We start from the raw sequence: 16,868 nt of genomic DNA, 5'->3' as shown, positions 1-16,868 counted from the left end.
CCCTGACTCAGGGGCCTGACGTATCGGCGTCCGGCGGGACGCCCTCCACATGGAAATGGCACGATGACTCTCTGGAATCGATGGCTGTCGGGCCCCGCCCGACTGATGGCGCTGGCGGCGCTACCCCTGTGCATGGCGCCGGCCGGCGGCGCCCTGGCCGATGACGGCCCTGACGTCTTTGGCTGGGTCGAGATGGCGACCCTGGAGCCCTGGGACGTCGAAGTGAAGGCAAAGCTGGACAGCGGCGCGCTGACGTCTTCGCTGGATGCCCGGGATATCGAGCGCTTCGACAAGGAAGGCGAACCCTGGGTGCGTTTCGCCCTCGAGCTCGAGGACGAGGAGACTGGCGAGACCTTCAAGAAGCAGCTCGAACGCCCGCTCTATCGCGACATGACGGTGCGCGGGGCCGGCGGTCGCGACGAGCGCCTGGTGGTGTTGATGGAGGTGTGCATGGGGGACACCATCCACGAGGAGCAGTTCAGCCTGCGCAACCGGGAAGAGATGAACTACCCGATGCTGCTGGGGCGCCGTACCATCGGTGAGCTCGGGCTGCTGGACGTGCGCGAGACCTTCATGATCGAGCCGAGTTGCGACGAGAACTCTCCGGTCATCGAGCATGAGGGAGAGGGCGAGTACGGCACCAACAAGGATGACGGTGCCGATGACGAGGACAGCGAGAGCTGATACGTCGATGGCACCGCTGGTGTGGTCTACAGGGTTGGCCTAGAAGAGCCTGGACAGTAGCGCGGTCACCGCGGTTTCCACCCGCAGGATGCGCTCGCCCAGGTGGATGCCCTCGCAGCCTGCCGCCAGCATCTGTTCCACCTCCCATTCGATGAAGCCGCCCTCGGGGCCGACCAGCAGGGTCACAGGCTCGGTCAGGCCTCGAGGGCAGGCAGTCGCCATCCCGGGGTGCGCCAACAGGCCCCGCCGTCCTTCCAGCAGGGACGGCAGACGGTCCTCGACGAAGGGCCGAAAGCCCCGCGCCGTGTCCACCACCGGCAGCGCAGTATCGCGGGCCTGCTCCAGGCCAAGCACCAGGTGCTGGTGGATCTTGGCGGGATCGAGTTCGGGGGACTGCCAGTAGCTCTTCTCCACCCTGCGGCTATGCAGCAACGTGATGCGCTTCACCCCCAGCGCGGTGGCATGCTCTATGCTTCTTGCCAGCATGCGTGGGCGAGGCAGCGCCAGCACCAGGTGCACCGGCAGCGCCGCGGGCGGAGCCTGATCGAGCCCGGAAACGTCGAAGCAGGCCTCATCGTCGGTCAGCGACACGAGCTGACCGCGGCCCAGCGGGCCGTTCTCCAGTCCCAGGGTCATCACGTCGCCCTGGCGGGCGCGGTGGACCTGGCGCAGGTGGGCCAGGCGCCGGGGGTCGCGGACCCGTGCCAACCCGGCGTCATCGACGTCGTTCCGGGTGAGAAGTATCAGATTCATGGAGCCTCGAGTACCGGTTTGTCTTGCAAGGGCCGTGTCGCGGTGCAAAATGGATGCGAACGAAGCCGAGGATCTGCAACTGCAGTCCCTGGGCTTCCCACGAACAAAGGAGCAGCGCCGTGCGCGTGATTCGCAAGTATGCCAATCGCCGGCTCTATGATACCGAACAGAGCCGCTATGTAACGCTCGAGGATCTACGAAGCCTGATTCTCGAGGAAGTGCCTTTCCGTGTGGAAGATGCCAAGAGTGGCGAGGACCTGACGCGTACCATTCTGCTGTCGATCATCATCGAGCAGGAGCAGGCCGACAGCGACGCCGAGGTGTTCTCCAATGACCTGCTGCAACAGCTGATTCGGGTGTACGCCATGTCTCAGCCGCTGCCCCTGGCGCGCTACCTGGAGCAGGGCACCCGGTTGATGATGGAGCAGCAGAAGAAGATGCAGGATCAGTGGCAGCAGGCCATGCGGCATTCGCCGATGGAGCTGATGCGCGAGCTGGCCGAGGAAAACATGCGTTTCTGGCAGAACACCATCAGCCAGGGCGGAACCAGCCAGGGCGGGACCACCAAGGACGACGACGAGCGTTCCTCCTGACCCTCCCACGCCCGGCTCTGATGGAGAGAGGTCAGGAGGGCGAGAGCGGGCTTTTTCTGCCATAATGCCGCCTCATTTGGTACTCGAAAGGTAGTTGAGCGGATGAAGGTCCTGATCATCGGCGGCGGTGGCCGCGAACATGCCCTGGCCTGGAAGGTCGCCCAGTCGTCCAGCGTCTCCTCGGTCTTCGTGGCGCCAGGCAATGCCGGCACCGCACGGGAGGCGGGACTGACCAACGTCGATATCGCGGTATCCGACCTCGACGGGCTGGTGGACTTTGCCCGGCGCGAGAGCGTCGGCCTGACCATCGTGGGCCCCGAGGCGCCGCTGGTCGAGGGAGTGGTGGATCGTTTTCGTGACGCCGGGCTCGCGATCTTCGGCCCGACCCAGGGCGCTGCCCAGCTCGAGGGGTCCAAGTCCTTTACCAAGGACTTTCTGGCTCGCCACGCCATTCCCACCGCTGACTACAGCACCTTCACCGCCGTGGAACCGGCGCTGGCCTATCTGCGGGACAAGGGCGCACCCATCGTCATCAAGGCCGACGGCCTGGCGGCGGGCAAGGGCGTCATCGTGGCCATGACCGAGGCCGAGGCCGAGGCGGCGGTTCGCGACATGCTCGAAGACAACGCCTTCGGTGATGCCGGTGCTCGTGTCGTGATCGAGGAATTCCTCGAAGGTGAGGAAGCCAGCTTTATCGTCATGGTGGATGGCGAGTCCATCGTGCCCATGGCCACCAGCCAGGACCACAAGCGGGTGGGCGAGGGCGACACCGGCCCCAACACCGGCGGCATGGGCGCCTATTCGCCGGCACCTGTGGTCACCGACAGCGTCTACCAGCGCATCATGGACGAGGTGATTCGCCCCACGGTGCGTGGCATGGCCGACGAAGGGCATCCTTATACCGGCTTCCTCTACGCCGGGCTGATGATCACCGACGCGGGTGAACCCAAGGTGATCGAGTACAACTGCCGCTTCGGCGACCCCGAAACCCAGCCGATCATGATGCGCCTGCAGAGCGATCTGGCCGAGCTGTGTCTGGCCGGCGCCGAGGGTCGCCTGTCCGGTCACGATTGCCGCTGGGACCCGCGTCCGGCCATCGGTGTGGTGATGGCCGCCGAAGGCTACCCCGGCAGCTACCGCAAGGGCGACGTGATCAGCGGAGGCGACAGTGCCGAGGCCCTGGGCGTCAAGGTCTTCCACGCCGGCACCGCGGAAAAGGATGGCCAGGTGGTCACCTCCGGCGGACGAGTGTTGTGCGTAACCGCCCTCGGTCAGGATCTTGGCGAGGCTCGGGAGCTGGCCTACCGCGGGGTCAAGACGGTGAGTTTCGAAGGCGCCTTCTGGCGTTCGGACATCGCCCACCGCGCCATGGCCCGGCAGTCCTGATCGTCGGGTACCGGTCTGGCTTGCCCCATGGTACTGACCAACAATAATCAGCAAGGAGCGAGCATGGAACGCGTCAAACTGGAGTTTCCCGAGCAGGCGATCGTCCACCGTCATGGTTTGACGGTGCGCGTGACCGACATGAACTACGGGCACCATCTGGGCCATGACGCCGTGATTTCGCTGTTGCACGAGGCCAGGGCGGCCGCCCTGGCCCATCTCGGGCTTCACGAAGGTGACATGGGAGGCTATCCCAGTGTCGCCGCCGACCTGGCGGTGCAGTATCAGGCCGAGTCTCGTTGGCCGGATGCCTTGACGGTCGAGACCGCCATCCCCGAACCGGCGCGCAAGGCCATCACGGTCTACCATCGCATGCGTCGCGACAGCGATCAGCGGATAGTGGCGACCGCCAGGCTCAACCTGATGGTGGTCGACCCCCAGGCAGGGCGTGCGGTGGCGGTGCCCGAAGCGGTACGTGACGCCCTGGCGAGGGCTGGCTGATGTCGAGGGAGTATCCAGTCATCGCGGTCACCGGCTCGTCCGGTGCCGGCACCACTACGGTCAAGCGTACCTTCGAGCGCATGTTCGCCCGGGAAGATGTCCATGCCGCCTTCGTCGATGGTGACGCCTTCCATCGCTACACCCGCCAGGAGATGGCGCGGATCTTTCGCGAGGAGCCCGAGCGCAAGGATGAGCTGTCCCACTTTGCGGTGGAGGCCAACCTGCTCGATCGCCTGGAGACGCTGTTCCAGGAGTACGGTGACAGCGGCGCCGGGACCTTCCGGCACTATATCCACGCCGAAGACAAGAAGATGATCGAGGCCGGCTACCAGGTCGGCACCTTCACTGAATGGCAGCCGCTGCCCACCGGTACCGACCTGCTGTTCTACGAGGGTCTGCACGGCGGGCTGGTCACCAGTGAGGTGGACATCGCCCGCCACGTCGATCTGCTGGTGGGCGTCGCCCCGACCATGAACCTCGAGTGGATCCAGAAGATCGACCGCGACATGCACGCCCGCGGCTACACCCAGGAAGCGGTCATCGACACCATCCTGGGGCGCATGGATGACTACGTGCGCTACATCCTGCCGCAGTTCTCGCGTACCCATATCAACTTTCAGCGGGTGCCCACGGTCGATACCTCGAACCCCTTCGAGGTCCAGGATATTCCCACCGATGCCGAGTCCTTCGTGGTGATCCGGTTCCGCGATCCGTCCACCGTGGACTTTCCCTACCTGCTGGCGATGATTCAGGACGCCTTCATGAGTCGCCCCCACACCCTGGTGGTGCCCGGCTCTCGTCTATCCTTGGCGATGGAGCTGATCCTCGGTCCGCTGGTGCGTCATCTGCTGGCCCAACGACGTTTTCGTTGAGCCGCCGCACCGTTGATGCCGGCTTCGTCTGACTGACAGGTCGGGATCGACGGCACCGGAGCTGGTGTGGCGAAGCGTTTTGCACCGGCGACGCACACCACGACCGCGGCACAGGTGGCGAGCATCGCCACGCTGATCGACTCGTTCAACAACCAGGCCGCCAGGCCAAGCCCGAGAAACGGCTGCAGCAACTGTAGCTGACCCACCGCGGCCACCCCACCGAGCGCCAGGCCGCGATACCAGAAGATGAAGCCAATCAGCATGCTGAACAGCGATACATAGCCCAGCGACCACCAGGCGGCGCTGCCGATACCCTGCAGTGTCGGCGGTTGCGATGCGACCGCCAGAGGCAGCATCAACGGCAGGGACAGGGTCAGCGCCCAGCAGATCACCCGCCAGCCTTGCAGCCGTCGTGATAGTCGCGCGCCCTCGGCGTAGCCGAGCCCGCAGACGGTCACGGCGGCCAGCATCAACAGATCGCCGGTCAAGGAGGCGCTGCCAGGCTGGCCGAGCGCGAAGCCTGCGACCAGCGCAGCACCGCTCAACGAGCAGGCCCAGAACGCCGGGCGGGGCCTGTCGCCGGTACGCAGCACCCCGAACAGCGCGGTGGCCATCGGCAGCAGGCCGATATAGACCAGCGAGTGCGCTGCGCTGACGTGCTCCAGCGCCATGGCGGTCAGCAGTGGAAACCCCACCACCACGCAGGCGGCAACCAGCCCCAGCGATGCAAGCTCATCGGTCCGCGGCCGGCGTCCCTTCAGGCACGCCAGCAATACCACCGCCACCAGTCCCGCCAGGCTGGCCCTGGCAAAGGTCAGAAACAGCGGATCGAAGGCCCCCACCGCCACCCGGGTGGCGGGCAATGAACCGCTGAAGATGGCCATGCCGAGGGCGCCGCAGGCCCAGCCCCTGCCAAGGTCCGGGCGGTGTGTCGGGTTCAATGGTCGGTGTCGTGAGGGCATCTGCGCGAACTCCGTGGCGGGTCAGTAGCGCCTAGGGTGAAGGGCGTGCGCTGGTGCAGCCAGAGACGGTGCAGTACAGTTTTGACAAACTGTCATGGTGGAGCCTCCAGTACAGATGAAGGCACAGGACATCGATCGTCGGGCGGGCAGCAGCCTGGTCGAGCAGGTGGTAGCGCTGATCCAGCGCCGCATGGCCCAGCGTCAGCTGGCGCCAGGTGCGCGCCTGCCGTCGATTCGCGGCTTGGCTGAATCGCTCGGGGTGTCACGCTCCACCGTGGTCGAGGCCTACGATCGGCTGGTCGCCGAGGGCGCCATCCATTCCCGTCGCGGCGCCGGCTTTTTCGTCGGTGATCGCTTGCCGCCGCTGTCCCTGGCGGAGCTGGCGCCCCGTCGCGAGCGCGAAGTGGACCCGCTGTGGCTGACCCGCCAGGCGCTCGAGAGCGACCATTACCGGCTGAGGCCAGGCTGTGGCTGGCTGCCGGCAGAGTGGATGCCCCACGAGGAGATTCGCCGTGGGCTGAGGCAGTTGGCGAGGCGTTCCGGCGCTGTCGCCAGCCTGACCGACTATGCGTCGCCCCAGGGCCTGCAAGCACTGCGTCAGGTGCTGGCGCATCGCCTTACCGAGCGGGGTGTCGAGGCGGCGCCGTCCCAGATCCTGCTGACCGAGTCCGGCACCCAGGCCATCGATCTGTTGTGTCGGTTTCTGCTCGAGCCGGGCGACCGCGTGCTGGTCGATGACCCCTGCTATTTCAACTTTCATGCCCTGCTGCGTGCCCACCGGGTCAAGGTGGTGGGGGTGCCCTTCAGCCCTGCGGGGCCGGACCTATCGCGCCTTGCCGAGGCCCTCGAGCAGCATCGTCCGCGGCTCTATATCACCAACTCGGGGCTGCATAATCCAACCGGTGCCAGCCTGTCACTGGCGGTGGCCCACCGCGTGCTGCGCCTGGCCGAGCGTCACGACCTGCTGATCATCGAGGACGACATCTTCGCCGACTTCGAGCACCAGGCGTCACCACGCCTGGCGGCGCTGGACGGGCTCGAGCGGGTAATCCAGGTGGGCAGCTTCTCCAAGACCCTGTCGGCCTCGGTGCGCTGTGGCTATATCGCCATCCGCCCCGAGTGGTTCGAGGAGCTGGTCGACCTGAAGCTGGCGACCTCCTTTGGCGCCAGCGCGCTGTCGGCAGAGCTGGTGTTCCAGCTGGTCAGGGAAGGCGCCTATCGACGTCACCTCAACGTGCTCAGGACGCGCCTGGCAGACGCCATGGGACAGGTCATGCCGCGACTGCGCTCGGCGGGCCTGGAGCCCTGGGTGGAGCCCAGTGCGGGGCTCTTTCTGTGGACGCGACTGCCCGCGGGGCTCTGCGCCAAGGACGTGGCCAGAGCGGCGTTGGACGAGGATCTGGTACTGGCGCCTGGGGAGGTGTTCAGCCCGGAAACGGCGAACAGTCACTACCTGCGCTTCAATGTGGCGCAGTCGCTGGATGATGACGTCTTCAGGGCGCTGGACCGGGCCATGGAGCGGGCGGCCCGGGGCGGGGACTGACCTTCGTGGTGCCATGCCAGTCCCGCTCATCCTGGAGGGGGGCTCAGTGGCCGGGAGGCGCCTGCTTGACGGGGGCGTCCTTGGCGGCGCCAGAGCCAACAAAGCGCTGGGCCATGGGCTGGGCGCTGACGCCGTGCAGCACCACCGAGATCATGACCGTCAACACCACGCAGGCGAGGATCTCGTCGCTGCCGGGGATCGGGTACTGATCGTAGATCAGCAGTGCGAACAGGATGCTGGCCAACCCCCGAGGTCCGAACCAGCCGAGGAAGGTCTTTTCATAGGCGGACAAGCCGAGTCCGGTGAGCGATATCCAGATCGGAATCATGCGAATCACCGACAGGTACATCAGCGCCAGAGCAACGGTCTTCCAGGACGCATGCGAGAGGGCCAGCGGCACCATTACCGCACCGAAGATCAGGAAGGTGGCGATGGTCAAGAGCTGGCCCTCGCTCTCCATGAACTCCTCGATGAAGGTGGTGTCATGGCGTAGCTGGTTGCCGAAGGTCAGGCCGCCGAGGAACACCGCGATAAAGCCGTTGCCGCCGACGGTTTCGGCGACCAGATAGATCAGGAAGGCCAGCGCCAGAAACAGGATGCCCTGATAGATGACGGTGACGTAGCCGCGGTCGATGGCGGCGTCGAGCAGGCGGGCAAAGCCCCAGCCGAACAGCACCCCGACCAGCGGCCCGAGGGTCAGTTGCAGCAGGGCGAAGGTCCAGAGGTTGTTCGGGGCGTCGGCGACCTCGGTGCCGGTGGCCGCCACCGCCAGCAGTGCCGAGGCAAGAATCACGGGTACAGCCAGACCATCATTGAGCCCACTTTCGACGTTGATCGACTGGCGGATACGTTCCGGCACGCTGGGACTCGACACCACCGCCTGGCCCAAGGCCGCGTCGGTCGGGGTAAGAATCGCCGCCACCAGCATGGCGGTGCCCCAGGCTGCTTCCGGCGAGACCCACTTGGCCATCAGCGTGCCCAGCAAGACCGTCAGGGGCATGCCGATCAACAGCATGCGCAGCGGAATCGCCAGGTTCTGGCGCAGAGACTTCAGCTTGACCACCGAGGCATCGGCGAACAGCACGATGATCAGGGTGATCTCGGCGATCACCTGGGTCAGCTCCTGCTGCATGTCCATGGGCACCAGGTCCGGCGTCAGCGCGCCCAGCCCCATCCCCGCGGCCATGAACACCATGGGCAGACTGATCAGCGAGGCCGAGATGCGCCGCGACAGCAGGGCAAAGGCGATGATGATCAGAAGGATCAGCAGCAAGGCGGTGTGATGCATGGCAGGCGACACTCCGAAAATGCATGGGAGCTACGGTTGTACCATAGCCGCAATGGCTTGGGGGGGCAGGCGAGCGCGATGACCAGAGGTGCATAACTGGCGGTTTGGGAACGTTGCTCATGGGGCCTGGGTCAGTGATCGGGCGAGTCAGGGGACTGACAGCGGCCCTGTTGGCGGGTAATCTCGAAGACACCGTTTTTTCAGTGTGCCCCGGAGCCTGCCATGGATTGCCTGTTCTGCAAGATCATCAACCGCGAGATTCCCGCCGATATCGTCTACGAGGACGATCAGGTGCTGGCCTTCAACGATATCGATCCCAAGGCCCCGACCCATATGCTGGTCATCCCCAAGAAGCATATTGCCACCCTCAACGACATCACCGAGGAAGACCAGGCACTGGTGGGGCGCCTGCCGCTGACCGCCTCGCGTCTGGCCAAGGACCTCGGGTTTGCCGAAGACGGCTTCAGGGTGGTGATGAATTGCAATGAAGACGGCGGCCAGACGGTCTATCATATTCACATGCACGTGATGGGCGGTCGTCGCTTCACATGGCCGGCTGGCTAGCCGGCGCGCGACGGAGTCTCTTCCGGCAGTTCAAGCGCTCGACGCATCCGTGCATTCTCCGGCGTCGCCTGGTGTCCCCCAGGCGGCGCCGATCGGTTTTTGTTTCTAGGCGCCGCCGAGGGGCTGGTGCCCCATTTGAAAAGCCGGCGCTTGAGTGCCGCCGACGCTTGCGTAGAATAATCCCTTGATGCGAACGTTCATCGTTTCGCCCATGTTCGCTGGCTCACTTAGTCGTACAAGGATCGCGCCATGTCCCGCTCTCTCAGCCCCGCCGATCGGGCCATCCATCAGTTCGACAATGTATTGCGCACCCTGGTGCCGGGGGCGGCGCGGGCATCTCGGCCGACGCCCGCGGTCGATACGATCCATGACGGCGAAATGAGCCCGGATGAGCGCCATCACGCGGCCGGCCTGATGCGCATCAACCACACCGGAGAGGTATGCGCCCAGGCGCTGTACCAGGGCCAGGGCCTGACCGCCAAATTGCCGGAGGTGCGCGGCCAGATGGAGGAAGCCGCCCAGGAAGAGATCGATCACCTTGCCTGGTGCGAGGACCGGCTCAGGGAGTTGAATGCGCCGACCAGTCGACTCAATCCGCTGTTCTATGTGGCGTCCTTCGGCATGGGGGCGCTGGCGGGGGCGGTTGGCGATCGTGTCAGCCTGGGCTTTGTCGCCGCCACCGAGGAGCAGGTGGGCAAGCATCTGGACGAGCACCTCGAGACCTTGCCCGAAGGGGACAAGCGCTCCCGGGCGGTGCTCAGGCAGATGGCCATCGACGAGGCCCACCACGCTCAGCAGGCGCTGGAGGCTGGTGGCGCCAGGTTCCCTGGCCCGGTCAAGGCCGGCATGACGCTGATGTCCAGGGTGATGACCAAGAGCGTCTACCGCATCTGATCCTGTGCCGGTGGCCAGCGCCTGATGCTGCGATGGCCTCGCCCTCACGCAAAAGCCCCTGCCGATCGGCAGGGGCTTTTGCGTGAGGGTGGCTGTCGATCCGAGGCGCTCGCTGCTGCGCGGCGCTCGAAGCGGCCTCAGGATTCGACGATGGTGTAGGAATGGGTGACCTCGACGCCGCCCTTGGCCAGCATGATGGAGGCGCTGCAGTACTTGTCGGCGGAGAGTTCCACCGCGCGCTGGACCTGCTTTTCCTTGAGCCCCTTGCCGGTGACGGTGAAGTGCACGTGGATCCTGGTAAACACCGACGGCACGCTGTCGGCGCGTTCGGCCTCGATGTCGGCGACGCAGTCTTCCACCGGGGCGCGGGACTTCTCGAGGATCTCCAGCACGTCGAAGGAGGTGCAGGCGCCCATGCCCATCAGCAGCATCTCCATCGGGCGCGGCCCGGTGTTGCGGCCACCGTGATCGGGGGGGCCGTCGATGACCACGGCGTGGCCACTACCGGATTCGGCCACGAACTGACGGCCGTCGGTCCATTTGACGCTGGCTTTCATGGGGATTCCTTCTTTTTCTGCGATAGTGATGTCGATGTTTTTTGATGCGGTCTGCAAGATGCGGTCTGCAGGATGCAGCCGGACTCGATCAGCGTTCGCCAGGAGCGCCGCCGAGTCGGTGATTCAACGCCTCGAGGCGCTCGGGCGTACCCACGTCGACCCAGTCTCCCCGATGGTGGGTGCCGGCGACGAGGTCGCGGGCCATGGCCTCGCGAAGCAGTGGAGCGACAGGATAGCAGGGAGCGGGCAGGTCATTCACCAGACGCGGGTCGATCAGCGCTATCCCCGAGTAGGTCAACTTTGGCGAGCCGTCGCTCGAAACTCTGCCGCCGGCCGCCAGGTGGAAGTCGCCGTCCGGGTTGTGGACGGGGTTGTCGACCAGCACCAGATGGGCCAGATCGCCCTCCAGAGAGGGCAGGGCGCTGGGGTCGATGTCGCAGAAGGCATCGGCGCTGACCAGCACGAAGGGCTCCTCGCCGAGCAGTGGGCGAGCCTTGGCGATACCGCCGGCGGTCTCCAGCGGCTCGTCCTCGCGACTGTAGGCAATCGATACCCCGTAGCGTTCACCGTCGCCCAGGGTCTCGATAATCTGGTCGGCACGGTAGCTGACGTTGATCACCACCTGTTCGATACCGCAGCCGGCCAGGCGCCTGAGGTGGTGGCCAATCAGCGGTTCGCCGGCCACCGGCAACAGGGGTTTGGGGCAGTGGTCGGTCAGCGGCCGCATGCGTTTGCCGAGACCGGCGGCCAGGATCATGGCTTTCATGGGCGCACCTCTGCGACGCGGGCTTCGATCAGCGGGCGCAGGCTGTCTTCGACCCAGGCGCTGAAGTCGGCGTGTCCCGCGAGGCCCTCCAGCCCCTCGAGGCTGTCCTGAAGATGGGCAAGAAAGTGAGGTAGACGCGCCAGGTAGCCGTCGCGCTGGTCGCGCAGGGTCAGGCGACAGAAGATGCCGAGCACCTTGAGCGCACGCTGGGCAGCCATGGCATTGACCCAGCGCAGGAAACTGTCGCTATCTACCGAGTCAGACAGGCGCCCGTCGGCTATCGCGCGCTGGCGGAAAGCCTCGCTCCAGGCCGCCCGGGTGGCCGCATCGAAGCGCCGATAGCGCCCGTGCAACAGCGAGATCAGGTCATAGGTGATGGGGCCTGCCAGGGCGTCCTGGAAGTCGATCAACCACAGTTCGGCGGCGTGACGCATCAGGTTCATGGCATCGAAGTCGCGGTGCACGGTGACCACCGGCTGGGCCAGCGCCTGTTCGATCAGCGCCTGGCGCAGCGCAGGCCAGCCGGGAGGCTGGCCATCCAACTCCAGCCACTGGGCGAGGCACCAGTCGGGGAACAGGTCCAGCTCCCGGGCCAGCGTTACGGCGTCGTAGGGCGGCAGGCTATCGCTCGGAGCCTTCCGCTGAAGCTCCTCGAGCAGCGCGATGGCGGCGTCGAAATGGGCGTGGGTGGTGGCCTCGTCGGCACCGTCGAGGGCCAGGTGCAGCGGCTCGTCGCCGAGGTCCTCAAGCTCCACGAAGCCCTGGTCGGCGTCCACGGCATAGACCCGGGGTACCGGCAGGCCCGCTGCGTGCCAGTCACGGGCGATGGCGACGAAGGGGCCGACGTCCTCCTGGGGGGGTGGGGCGTCCATCAGCATGCGGGTCTCCCCACTTTCCAGGGTGAGGCGGTAGTAACGCCTGAAGCTGGCGTCGCCGGCGGCCAGCACGAGATCGCTCGAGCCCTCGATGGACGGGTGCTGTGCCTGTGCCCAAAGGCGCAGTTGCTCGAGTCGGCGGGGGCTTTCAGCCTGGGACATCGGGGGGAAAACTCCTGGTGGCGGCAGGGCGAAGGATGCCAATGTCGGTTGACGCTCCGTTGGCCTCACCGCATGCTGTGCATGGATCAAGGGCGGCCGTGGCGCGAATCTCGTTGGAACAGATCGGCGTTACAGGTCGGCCGCGGCCTGTATAATACCGATTCACCCCGTCGAGGACAGCGTGCAACATGGCCAAGCGATACGCATGGACGGCCCTGGCGGGCCTCGCCACCACCAGTCTGGTGTCGTCCCCCCTGTGGGCGGCCCCACCTGAACCCCTGCCGGCAAGCCAGATGGATTGGCAGCCCTGGGGCGATGACCGTCCCGCCGGGACGGTGTGCCGAGGCTACTACGTTCAGCCCGAATACCGCCTTCCTGCGCCGGCCATCGATGGCCAGGTCAACAGCGAATCCAACACCGCCAACTACGGCACCGACGGTGACACCGTGCTCGACGGTGAAGTGGTGCTGCGCAAGGGCGATACCCAGCTCGAGGCAACCCGGGTGCAGGTACCACCGGAGCGTGACCTGGCCAACGCCAGTGGTCCCCTGACCCTGCGCGACAAGGGCCTGCTGGTGCGCGGTGACAGCGCCGAGGTGTCGCTGAACAGCGACCAGGCCACCATCGATTCGGCCCACTACGTGGCCCACGAGTCGCGCCTGCGCGGCGATGCCATCCAGCTCGAGCGAGTCAGTGACAACGTCTTTCGTCTGCGCGAGGCCAGCTTCACCACCTGTGAGCCTGGCGACAGCACCTGGCGCCTGATCGGCAACGATATTCTGCTGGATCGCAATCAGGGCTACGGTACCGCCAAGCATGCCCGCCTGGAGGTAGGCGATGTGCCGGTGTTCTACTGGCCCTGGGTGCGCTTTCCCATCGACGAGCGGCGCCAGACAGGCTTCCTGTGGCCGACCATCGGCGTCTCCGACGGTGGTGTCGACTACGCACAGCCCTTCTATCTGAATCTGGCGCCCAACTATGACGCCACCATCACCCCGCGCTGGATCGACGACAGCGGGTTACTGATGGGGGCGGAGTTCCGTTACCTGTTTCCCACCGATCAGGGCACTCTGGAAGGCGCCTACATCGGTGACGACGAGTCCGCCGGAGATGACGACTCCACCACCGAGCTCGAGAACGGCGACGAACGCTGGTACTTCGACTACAGCCATTACGGGCGCTTCAGCTCGCGCGTTCCCTACCGGCTGCGCTATGGCGCCGCCAGTGACGGCCGCTATTTCGATGACTTCGGGCGTACCTTTGGTGAGACCGATACCAGCAACATGGCGCGTCTGGCCCAGATCGACTACCTCGGCGACACCTGGAACCTCCAGGCCAAGGCCCAGGGCTATCAGCTGCTGGACGATCCGGTCGACGAAGGCGACAAGCCCTTCTACCGGCTGCCGAGCCTGACCGCCAACGGCCGCTGGTCCCAGGACCTCGGCTTCTATCAGGAGTGGAACTCCAACGCCACCTACTTCTGGCGCGATATCGAGGGCGACGAGAACGGCTTCTACGACTACGAGGATACCCAGCGCCGCATCCCGCTCAGGGAAGACGTCAAGGGCGCCCGCCTGGATCTGGCGCCGGCGGTGGGCTACCGCTTCGAGCCGAGCTGGGGCTTCTTCGAACCCCGCGTGGCGCTGCAGCACACGAGCTATGACCTCGACTATGACGAGCGCATCACCGACAACAGCGAGAGCCCGACGCTGACCGCACCGGTGACCACCATCGACGCCGGGCTGATCTTCGAGCGCGACTTCGCCTTTGGCGGTGACGACTGGCGCCAGACCCTCGAGCCACGCCTCAACTACGCCTACGTACCGGAGCGCGACCAGAGCGACTTCCCCGACTTCGACACCGAGGAACTGGCGTTCTCGTGGGGCCAGCTGTGGTCGCCGTACCGCTTCTCCGGCGGCGATCGTCTGGGTGACCTGAACCGTTTGTCCTACGGCGTGGAAAGCCGCTTCCTCGAAGACCAGAGCGGCCGCGAGCGGTTGTCTGTCGGGGTCGGGCAGTCGGCCTACTTCGAGGACCGCAATATCGATATGGCCGGTGATCCCGACACCTTGCCCGGTGATGAGGAGTCGTTCGACTACTACGAAGCCACCCGCGATCGTTCGCCCTGGGTGACCCGAATCAACTGGCAGATCACCGACAACTGGAGCACCCGCTGGCAGTGGCTCTACGACGACGAGGAGAGTCGCACCGAGAGCACCGGCCTTGGCGTGCAGTACCGTGCTGACGCCGGTCACGTGCTCAACCTCGGCTACCGCTGGGAGATCGAAGGCTTCGACAACGCCGACGATGACGATGACGTTCGCAACTACAACCGCGAAGAGTACGACATGTCCTTCGCCTACAAGGCGACGGATCGTTTCGACGTCATCGGCCGGGTGCTCTACGACAACACCAACGACCGTGCCCTCGACCAGATGGCGGGTGTGCAGTGGAACGACTGCTGTTATGGTGTGCAGGTCGTGTGGCGCGAGTGGATCGAAGACGAGGACACCGCCAACAACATCGAGGACGACACCACGGATCGCGGGCTCTTCCTGCGCTTTGTGCTCAAGGGCTTCGGTGGCATCGGTGGCGACGCGGACACCTACTTCCAGTCTGCGGTGCCCGGTTACCGTCCCGGCCTGAACTAAATACCCTGGCGTATCCCCAACGGCGAGCACGAGACGTGCTCGCCGCATCGAATCTGAGTGAACGAGGAAGCATGACTATGCGTAGCCGACCCCTTGCCGCCCTGGCGATGGCCGCCTGTCTGGCACTGACTACCGTGGCGGCCCACGCCCAGGACGGTTACCGCCAGCCGCTGGATCGGATCGTCGCCGTGGTCAACGAGGACGCCATCATGGCCTCCCAGCTCGATGACCGTGTCGAGCAGGCCATGGCCAGACTGCGCGCCAGCGACATGGACACTCCTCCGGAGCAGGCCCTGCGTGAGCAGATTCTGGACCGCATGATCGTCGAGGAGATCGAGGTGCAGATGGCCGAGCGCATGAACCTGAGCGTCGACGATACCGAGCTCAATCGTCAGGTGCGCGCCGTGGCCAACCAGAACGGTGTCAGCCTGGAGCAGTTCGCCGATCGGCTCGAGTCCCAGGGCATGAGCCTGTCCCAGGTGCGTGATCAGATCCGTCGCGAGATGCTGATCATGAAGGTCCAGCAGGCCCAGGTGTCCAGCCGGATCAACATCTCCGAGTCCGAGGTCGAGCGCTATCTGCAGCAGCAAGGCGTCGGCACCAGCCGCGAGGAGGCGCGCCAGGCGATCTTCCAGCGCAAGGCCGGCGATGAACTCGAGAAGTGGGTTCAGGAAATTCGCGGCGAGGCCTTCGTCGAGAAGCGCCTGAACCAGGGCTGATGTCGCAGCGGATGAAGGCGCCGATCGTGGTGACCACCGGCGAACCCGCCGGTATCGGTCCCGAGCTTGCCCTGATGCTGGCTGCGCGCCACGTCACCGACTGGGTCGCCATTGGCGACCCAGAGCTGTTGAGGGCTCGCGCCCTGGCGCTCGGACTGGATGTCGAGGTGGTAATAGTGGCACCGGGCGAGGCGCATCCGGGGCCGCGCCGGCAGCGTCTGGCGGTGTGGCCGGTCGCGCTCAAGGAGGCCAGCGAGCCTGGCGTGCTGTCGACGGCCAACGCCGACTATGTGCTCGAGACCCTGGATATGGCGGTGGCCCAGTGCCTGGCAGGCAAGGCCTCGGCGATGGTCACGGCGCCGCTGCACAAGGGGGTGATCCGCGATGCGGGCCATCACCACTTCACCGGCCACACCGAGTACCTGCGCGATGCCTGCGGGGTCGAGGAGGTGGTCATGATGCTGGCCACCGACAGCGCCCTGCACGGGCGCGTCGTCTCGGCCGACGCCACCACTGATCCATTGCGTTCGATACCGCTGCGGGTGGCCCTGGCGACCACCCACCTGCCGCTGCGCGAGGTGGCCGATGCGCTGTCTCAAAAGGGGCTCGAGCGAGTGCTGCGTATTCTGGCCCGGGACCTGACAGACTTCTTTGGCGTTGTCTCTCCGCGGATCGCCGTGTGCGGTCTGAATCCCCACGCCGGCGAGGATGGGCATCTCGGGCGCGAAGAGATCGAGATCATCACCCCGGTGCTCGAACGGCTACGTGAAGAAGGACTGGCCCTTGACGGGCCGCTGCCGGCGGATACCCTGTTCACCCCGCGCCATCTCGACGGCGTCGACGCGGTGCTGGCGATGTATCATGACCAGGGTCTGCCGGTGCTCAAGTACTCGGGATTCGGCCAGGCCGCCAACATCACATTAGGGCTGCCGCTGGCACGGACCTCGGTGGACCACGGCACCGCCCTGGACCTGGCCGGGCATGGCACCGCCAGTCCCGATAGCCTGGCGGTGGCGATTGCCCTCGCCGAGGATATGGGCACCCGGGTGGCCGAGCGCTGAAGGTCCGTCACCCCAACCCTCGTTTTGCAAAGGATTCAAG

Annotated in this window: 17 protein-coding genes; 11 read left to right on the top strand and 6 right to left on the bottom strand. The window is 65.6% G+C overall.

Annotated features, from left to right (window positions below; genetic code table 11):
• Nucleotides 1-132: 132 nt before the first annotated feature.
• The gene (locus NH448_RS08780; protein WP_231498512.1) at nucleotides 133-684 is read left to right on the top strand and encodes a RimK/LysX family protein; all 552 of its coding nucleotides are present in this window, start codon (nucleotides 133-135) and stop codon (nucleotides 682-684) included.
• 39 nt (nucleotides 685-723) lie between these two features.
• On the opposite strand, the gene NH448_RS08775 is transcribed toward NH448_RS08780, so the two are convergent.
• Nucleotides 724-1,437: a 16S rRNA (uracil(1498)-N(3))-methyltransferase gene (locus NH448_RS08775; protein WP_045992123.1), complete on the bottom strand. Its 714-nt coding sequence runs from the start codon at nucleotides 1,435-1,437 to the stop codon at nucleotides 724-726.
• A 119-nt stretch (nucleotides 1,438-1,556) separates the two neighbouring features.
• Here NH448_RS08775 and phaR point away from each other — a divergent pair, with 119 nt between their 5' ends.
• The 4 genes from phaR (at nucleotide 1,557) to NH448_RS08755 (ending at nucleotide 4,786) form a co-directional block, all read left to right on the top strand.
• Entirely contained in the window at nucleotides 1,557-2,030 is a 474-nt protein-coding gene (gene phaR, locus NH448_RS08770; protein WP_045992122.1) for a polyhydroxyalkanoate synthesis repressor PhaR, read from the top strand.
• A gap of 102 nt (nucleotides 2,031-2,132) precedes the next feature.
• On the top strand, nucleotides 2,133-3,416 hold the full coding sequence (gene purD, locus NH448_RS08765; RefSeq protein WP_045992121.1) for a phosphoribosylamine--glycine ligase: 1,284 nt from the start codon (nucleotides 2,133-2,135) through the stop codon (nucleotides 3,414-3,416).
• A gap of 63 nt (nucleotides 3,417-3,479) precedes the next feature.
• Complete coding sequence (locus NH448_RS08760; protein ID WP_045992120.1) at nucleotides 3,480-3,914, top strand: thioesterase family protein; 435 nt, start codon at nucleotides 3,480-3,482, stop codon at nucleotides 3,912-3,914.
• Nucleotides 3,914-4,786, top strand: a complete 873-nt coding sequence (locus NH448_RS08755; RefSeq protein ID WP_045992119.1) for a phosphoribulokinase — start codon at nucleotides 3,914-3,916, stop codon at nucleotides 4,784-4,786. Before NH448_RS08760 ends, NH448_RS08755 begins: the two co-directional genes overlap by 1 nt.
• Here NH448_RS08755 and NH448_RS08750 read toward each other — a convergent pair.
• Nucleotides 4,756-5,748: a DMT family transporter gene (locus NH448_RS08750; RefSeq protein WP_083970315.1), complete on the bottom strand. Its 993-nt coding sequence runs from the start codon at nucleotides 5,746-5,748 to the stop codon at nucleotides 4,756-4,758. The two genes, NH448_RS08755 and NH448_RS08750, sit on opposite strands and share 31 nt — an antisense overlap.
• 115 nt (nucleotides 5,749-5,863) lie before the next feature.
• Here NH448_RS08750 and NH448_RS08745 point away from each other — a divergent pair, with 115 nt between their 5' ends.
• The gene (locus NH448_RS08745) at nucleotides 5,864-7,291 is read left to right on the top strand and encodes a PLP-dependent aminotransferase family protein (protein WP_045992118.1); all 1,428 of its coding nucleotides are present in this window, start codon (nucleotides 5,864-5,866) and stop codon (nucleotides 7,289-7,291) included.
• A gap of 43 nt (nucleotides 7,292-7,334) precedes the next feature.
• Here the strand turns inward: NH448_RS08745 and NH448_RS08740 are convergent, their stop codons facing one another.
• Nucleotides 7,335-8,579, bottom strand: coding sequence for a sodium:proton antiporter (locus NH448_RS08740; RefSeq protein ID WP_045992117.1), 1,245 nt, complete (start codon nucleotides 8,577-8,579; stop codon nucleotides 7,335-7,337).
• Between the two features lie 222 nt (nucleotides 8,580-8,801).
• Here NH448_RS08740 and NH448_RS08735 point away from each other — a divergent pair, with 222 nt between their 5' ends.
• Both NH448_RS08735 and coq7 read left to right on the top strand, forming a co-directional pair.
• A complete protein-coding gene (locus tag NH448_RS08735) occupies nucleotides 8,802-9,143 on the top strand; it encodes a histidine triad nucleotide-binding protein (RefSeq protein ID WP_045992116.1) in 342 nt (113 codons plus the stop codon).
• A 249-nt stretch (nucleotides 9,144-9,392) separates the two neighbouring features.
• Nucleotides 9,393-10,037: a 2-polyprenyl-3-methyl-6-methoxy-1,4-benzoquinone monooxygenase gene (coq7, locus tag NH448_RS08730; protein WP_045992115.1), complete on the top strand. Its 645-nt coding sequence runs from the start codon at nucleotides 9,393-9,395 to the stop codon at nucleotides 10,035-10,037.
• 137 nt (nucleotides 10,038-10,174) lie between these two features.
• Here the strand turns inward: coq7 and NH448_RS08725 are convergent, their stop codons facing one another.
• From NH448_RS08725 to NH448_RS08715, 3 genes are all read right to left on the bottom strand, one after another.
• On the bottom strand, nucleotides 10,175-10,594 hold the full coding sequence (locus NH448_RS08725; protein WP_045991845.1) for an OsmC family protein: 420 nt from the start codon (nucleotides 10,592-10,594) through the stop codon (nucleotides 10,175-10,177).
• An 88-nt stretch (nucleotides 10,595-10,682) separates the two neighbouring features.
• Entirely contained in the window at nucleotides 10,683-11,360 is a 678-nt protein-coding gene (gene murU / locus NH448_RS08720) for an N-acetylmuramate alpha-1-phosphate uridylyltransferase MurU (protein ID WP_045991846.1), read from the bottom strand.
• Nucleotides 11,357-12,397, bottom strand: coding sequence for a phosphotransferase (locus NH448_RS08715; protein ID WP_045991847.1), 1,041 nt, complete (start codon nucleotides 12,395-12,397; stop codon nucleotides 11,357-11,359). The genes murU and NH448_RS08715 overlap by 4 nt, the downstream gene beginning before the upstream one ends.
• A gap of 188 nt (nucleotides 12,398-12,585) precedes the next feature.
• On the opposite strand from NH448_RS08715, the gene NH448_RS08710 reads away from it, so the two are divergent.
• The 3 genes from NH448_RS08710 to pdxA all read left to right on the top strand — a co-directional run bounded on the left by NH448_RS08710 (nucleotide 12,586) and on the right by pdxA (nucleotide 16,828).
• Complete coding sequence (locus tag NH448_RS08710; protein ID WP_045991848.1) at nucleotides 12,586-15,048, top strand: LPS-assembly protein LptD; 2,463 nt, start codon at nucleotides 12,586-12,588, stop codon at nucleotides 15,046-15,048.
• 77 nt (nucleotides 15,049-15,125) lie between these two features.
• Entirely contained in the window at nucleotides 15,126-15,767 is a 642-nt protein-coding gene (locus tag NH448_RS08705; protein ID WP_045991849.1) for a SurA N-terminal domain-containing protein, read from the top strand.
• Nucleotides 15,767-16,828 carry a 4-hydroxythreonine-4-phosphate dehydrogenase PdxA gene (gene pdxA, locus NH448_RS08700; RefSeq protein ID WP_239452514.1) on the top strand — a complete coding sequence of 354 codons (1,062 nt, stop codon included), beginning with the start codon at nucleotides 15,767-15,769 and terminating at the stop codon, nucleotides 16,826-16,828. Before NH448_RS08705 ends, pdxA begins: the two co-directional genes overlap by 1 nt.
• Nucleotides 16,829-16,868 lie beyond the last annotated feature (40 nt).

The organism is Halomonas sp. OfavH-34-E, from assembly GCF_024124525.1.
GTDB lineage: Bacteria > Pseudomonadota > Gammaproteobacteria > Pseudomonadales > Halomonadaceae > Halomonas > Halomonas litopenaei.
This window is presented reverse-complemented; position numbering and strand designations above follow the sequence as displayed.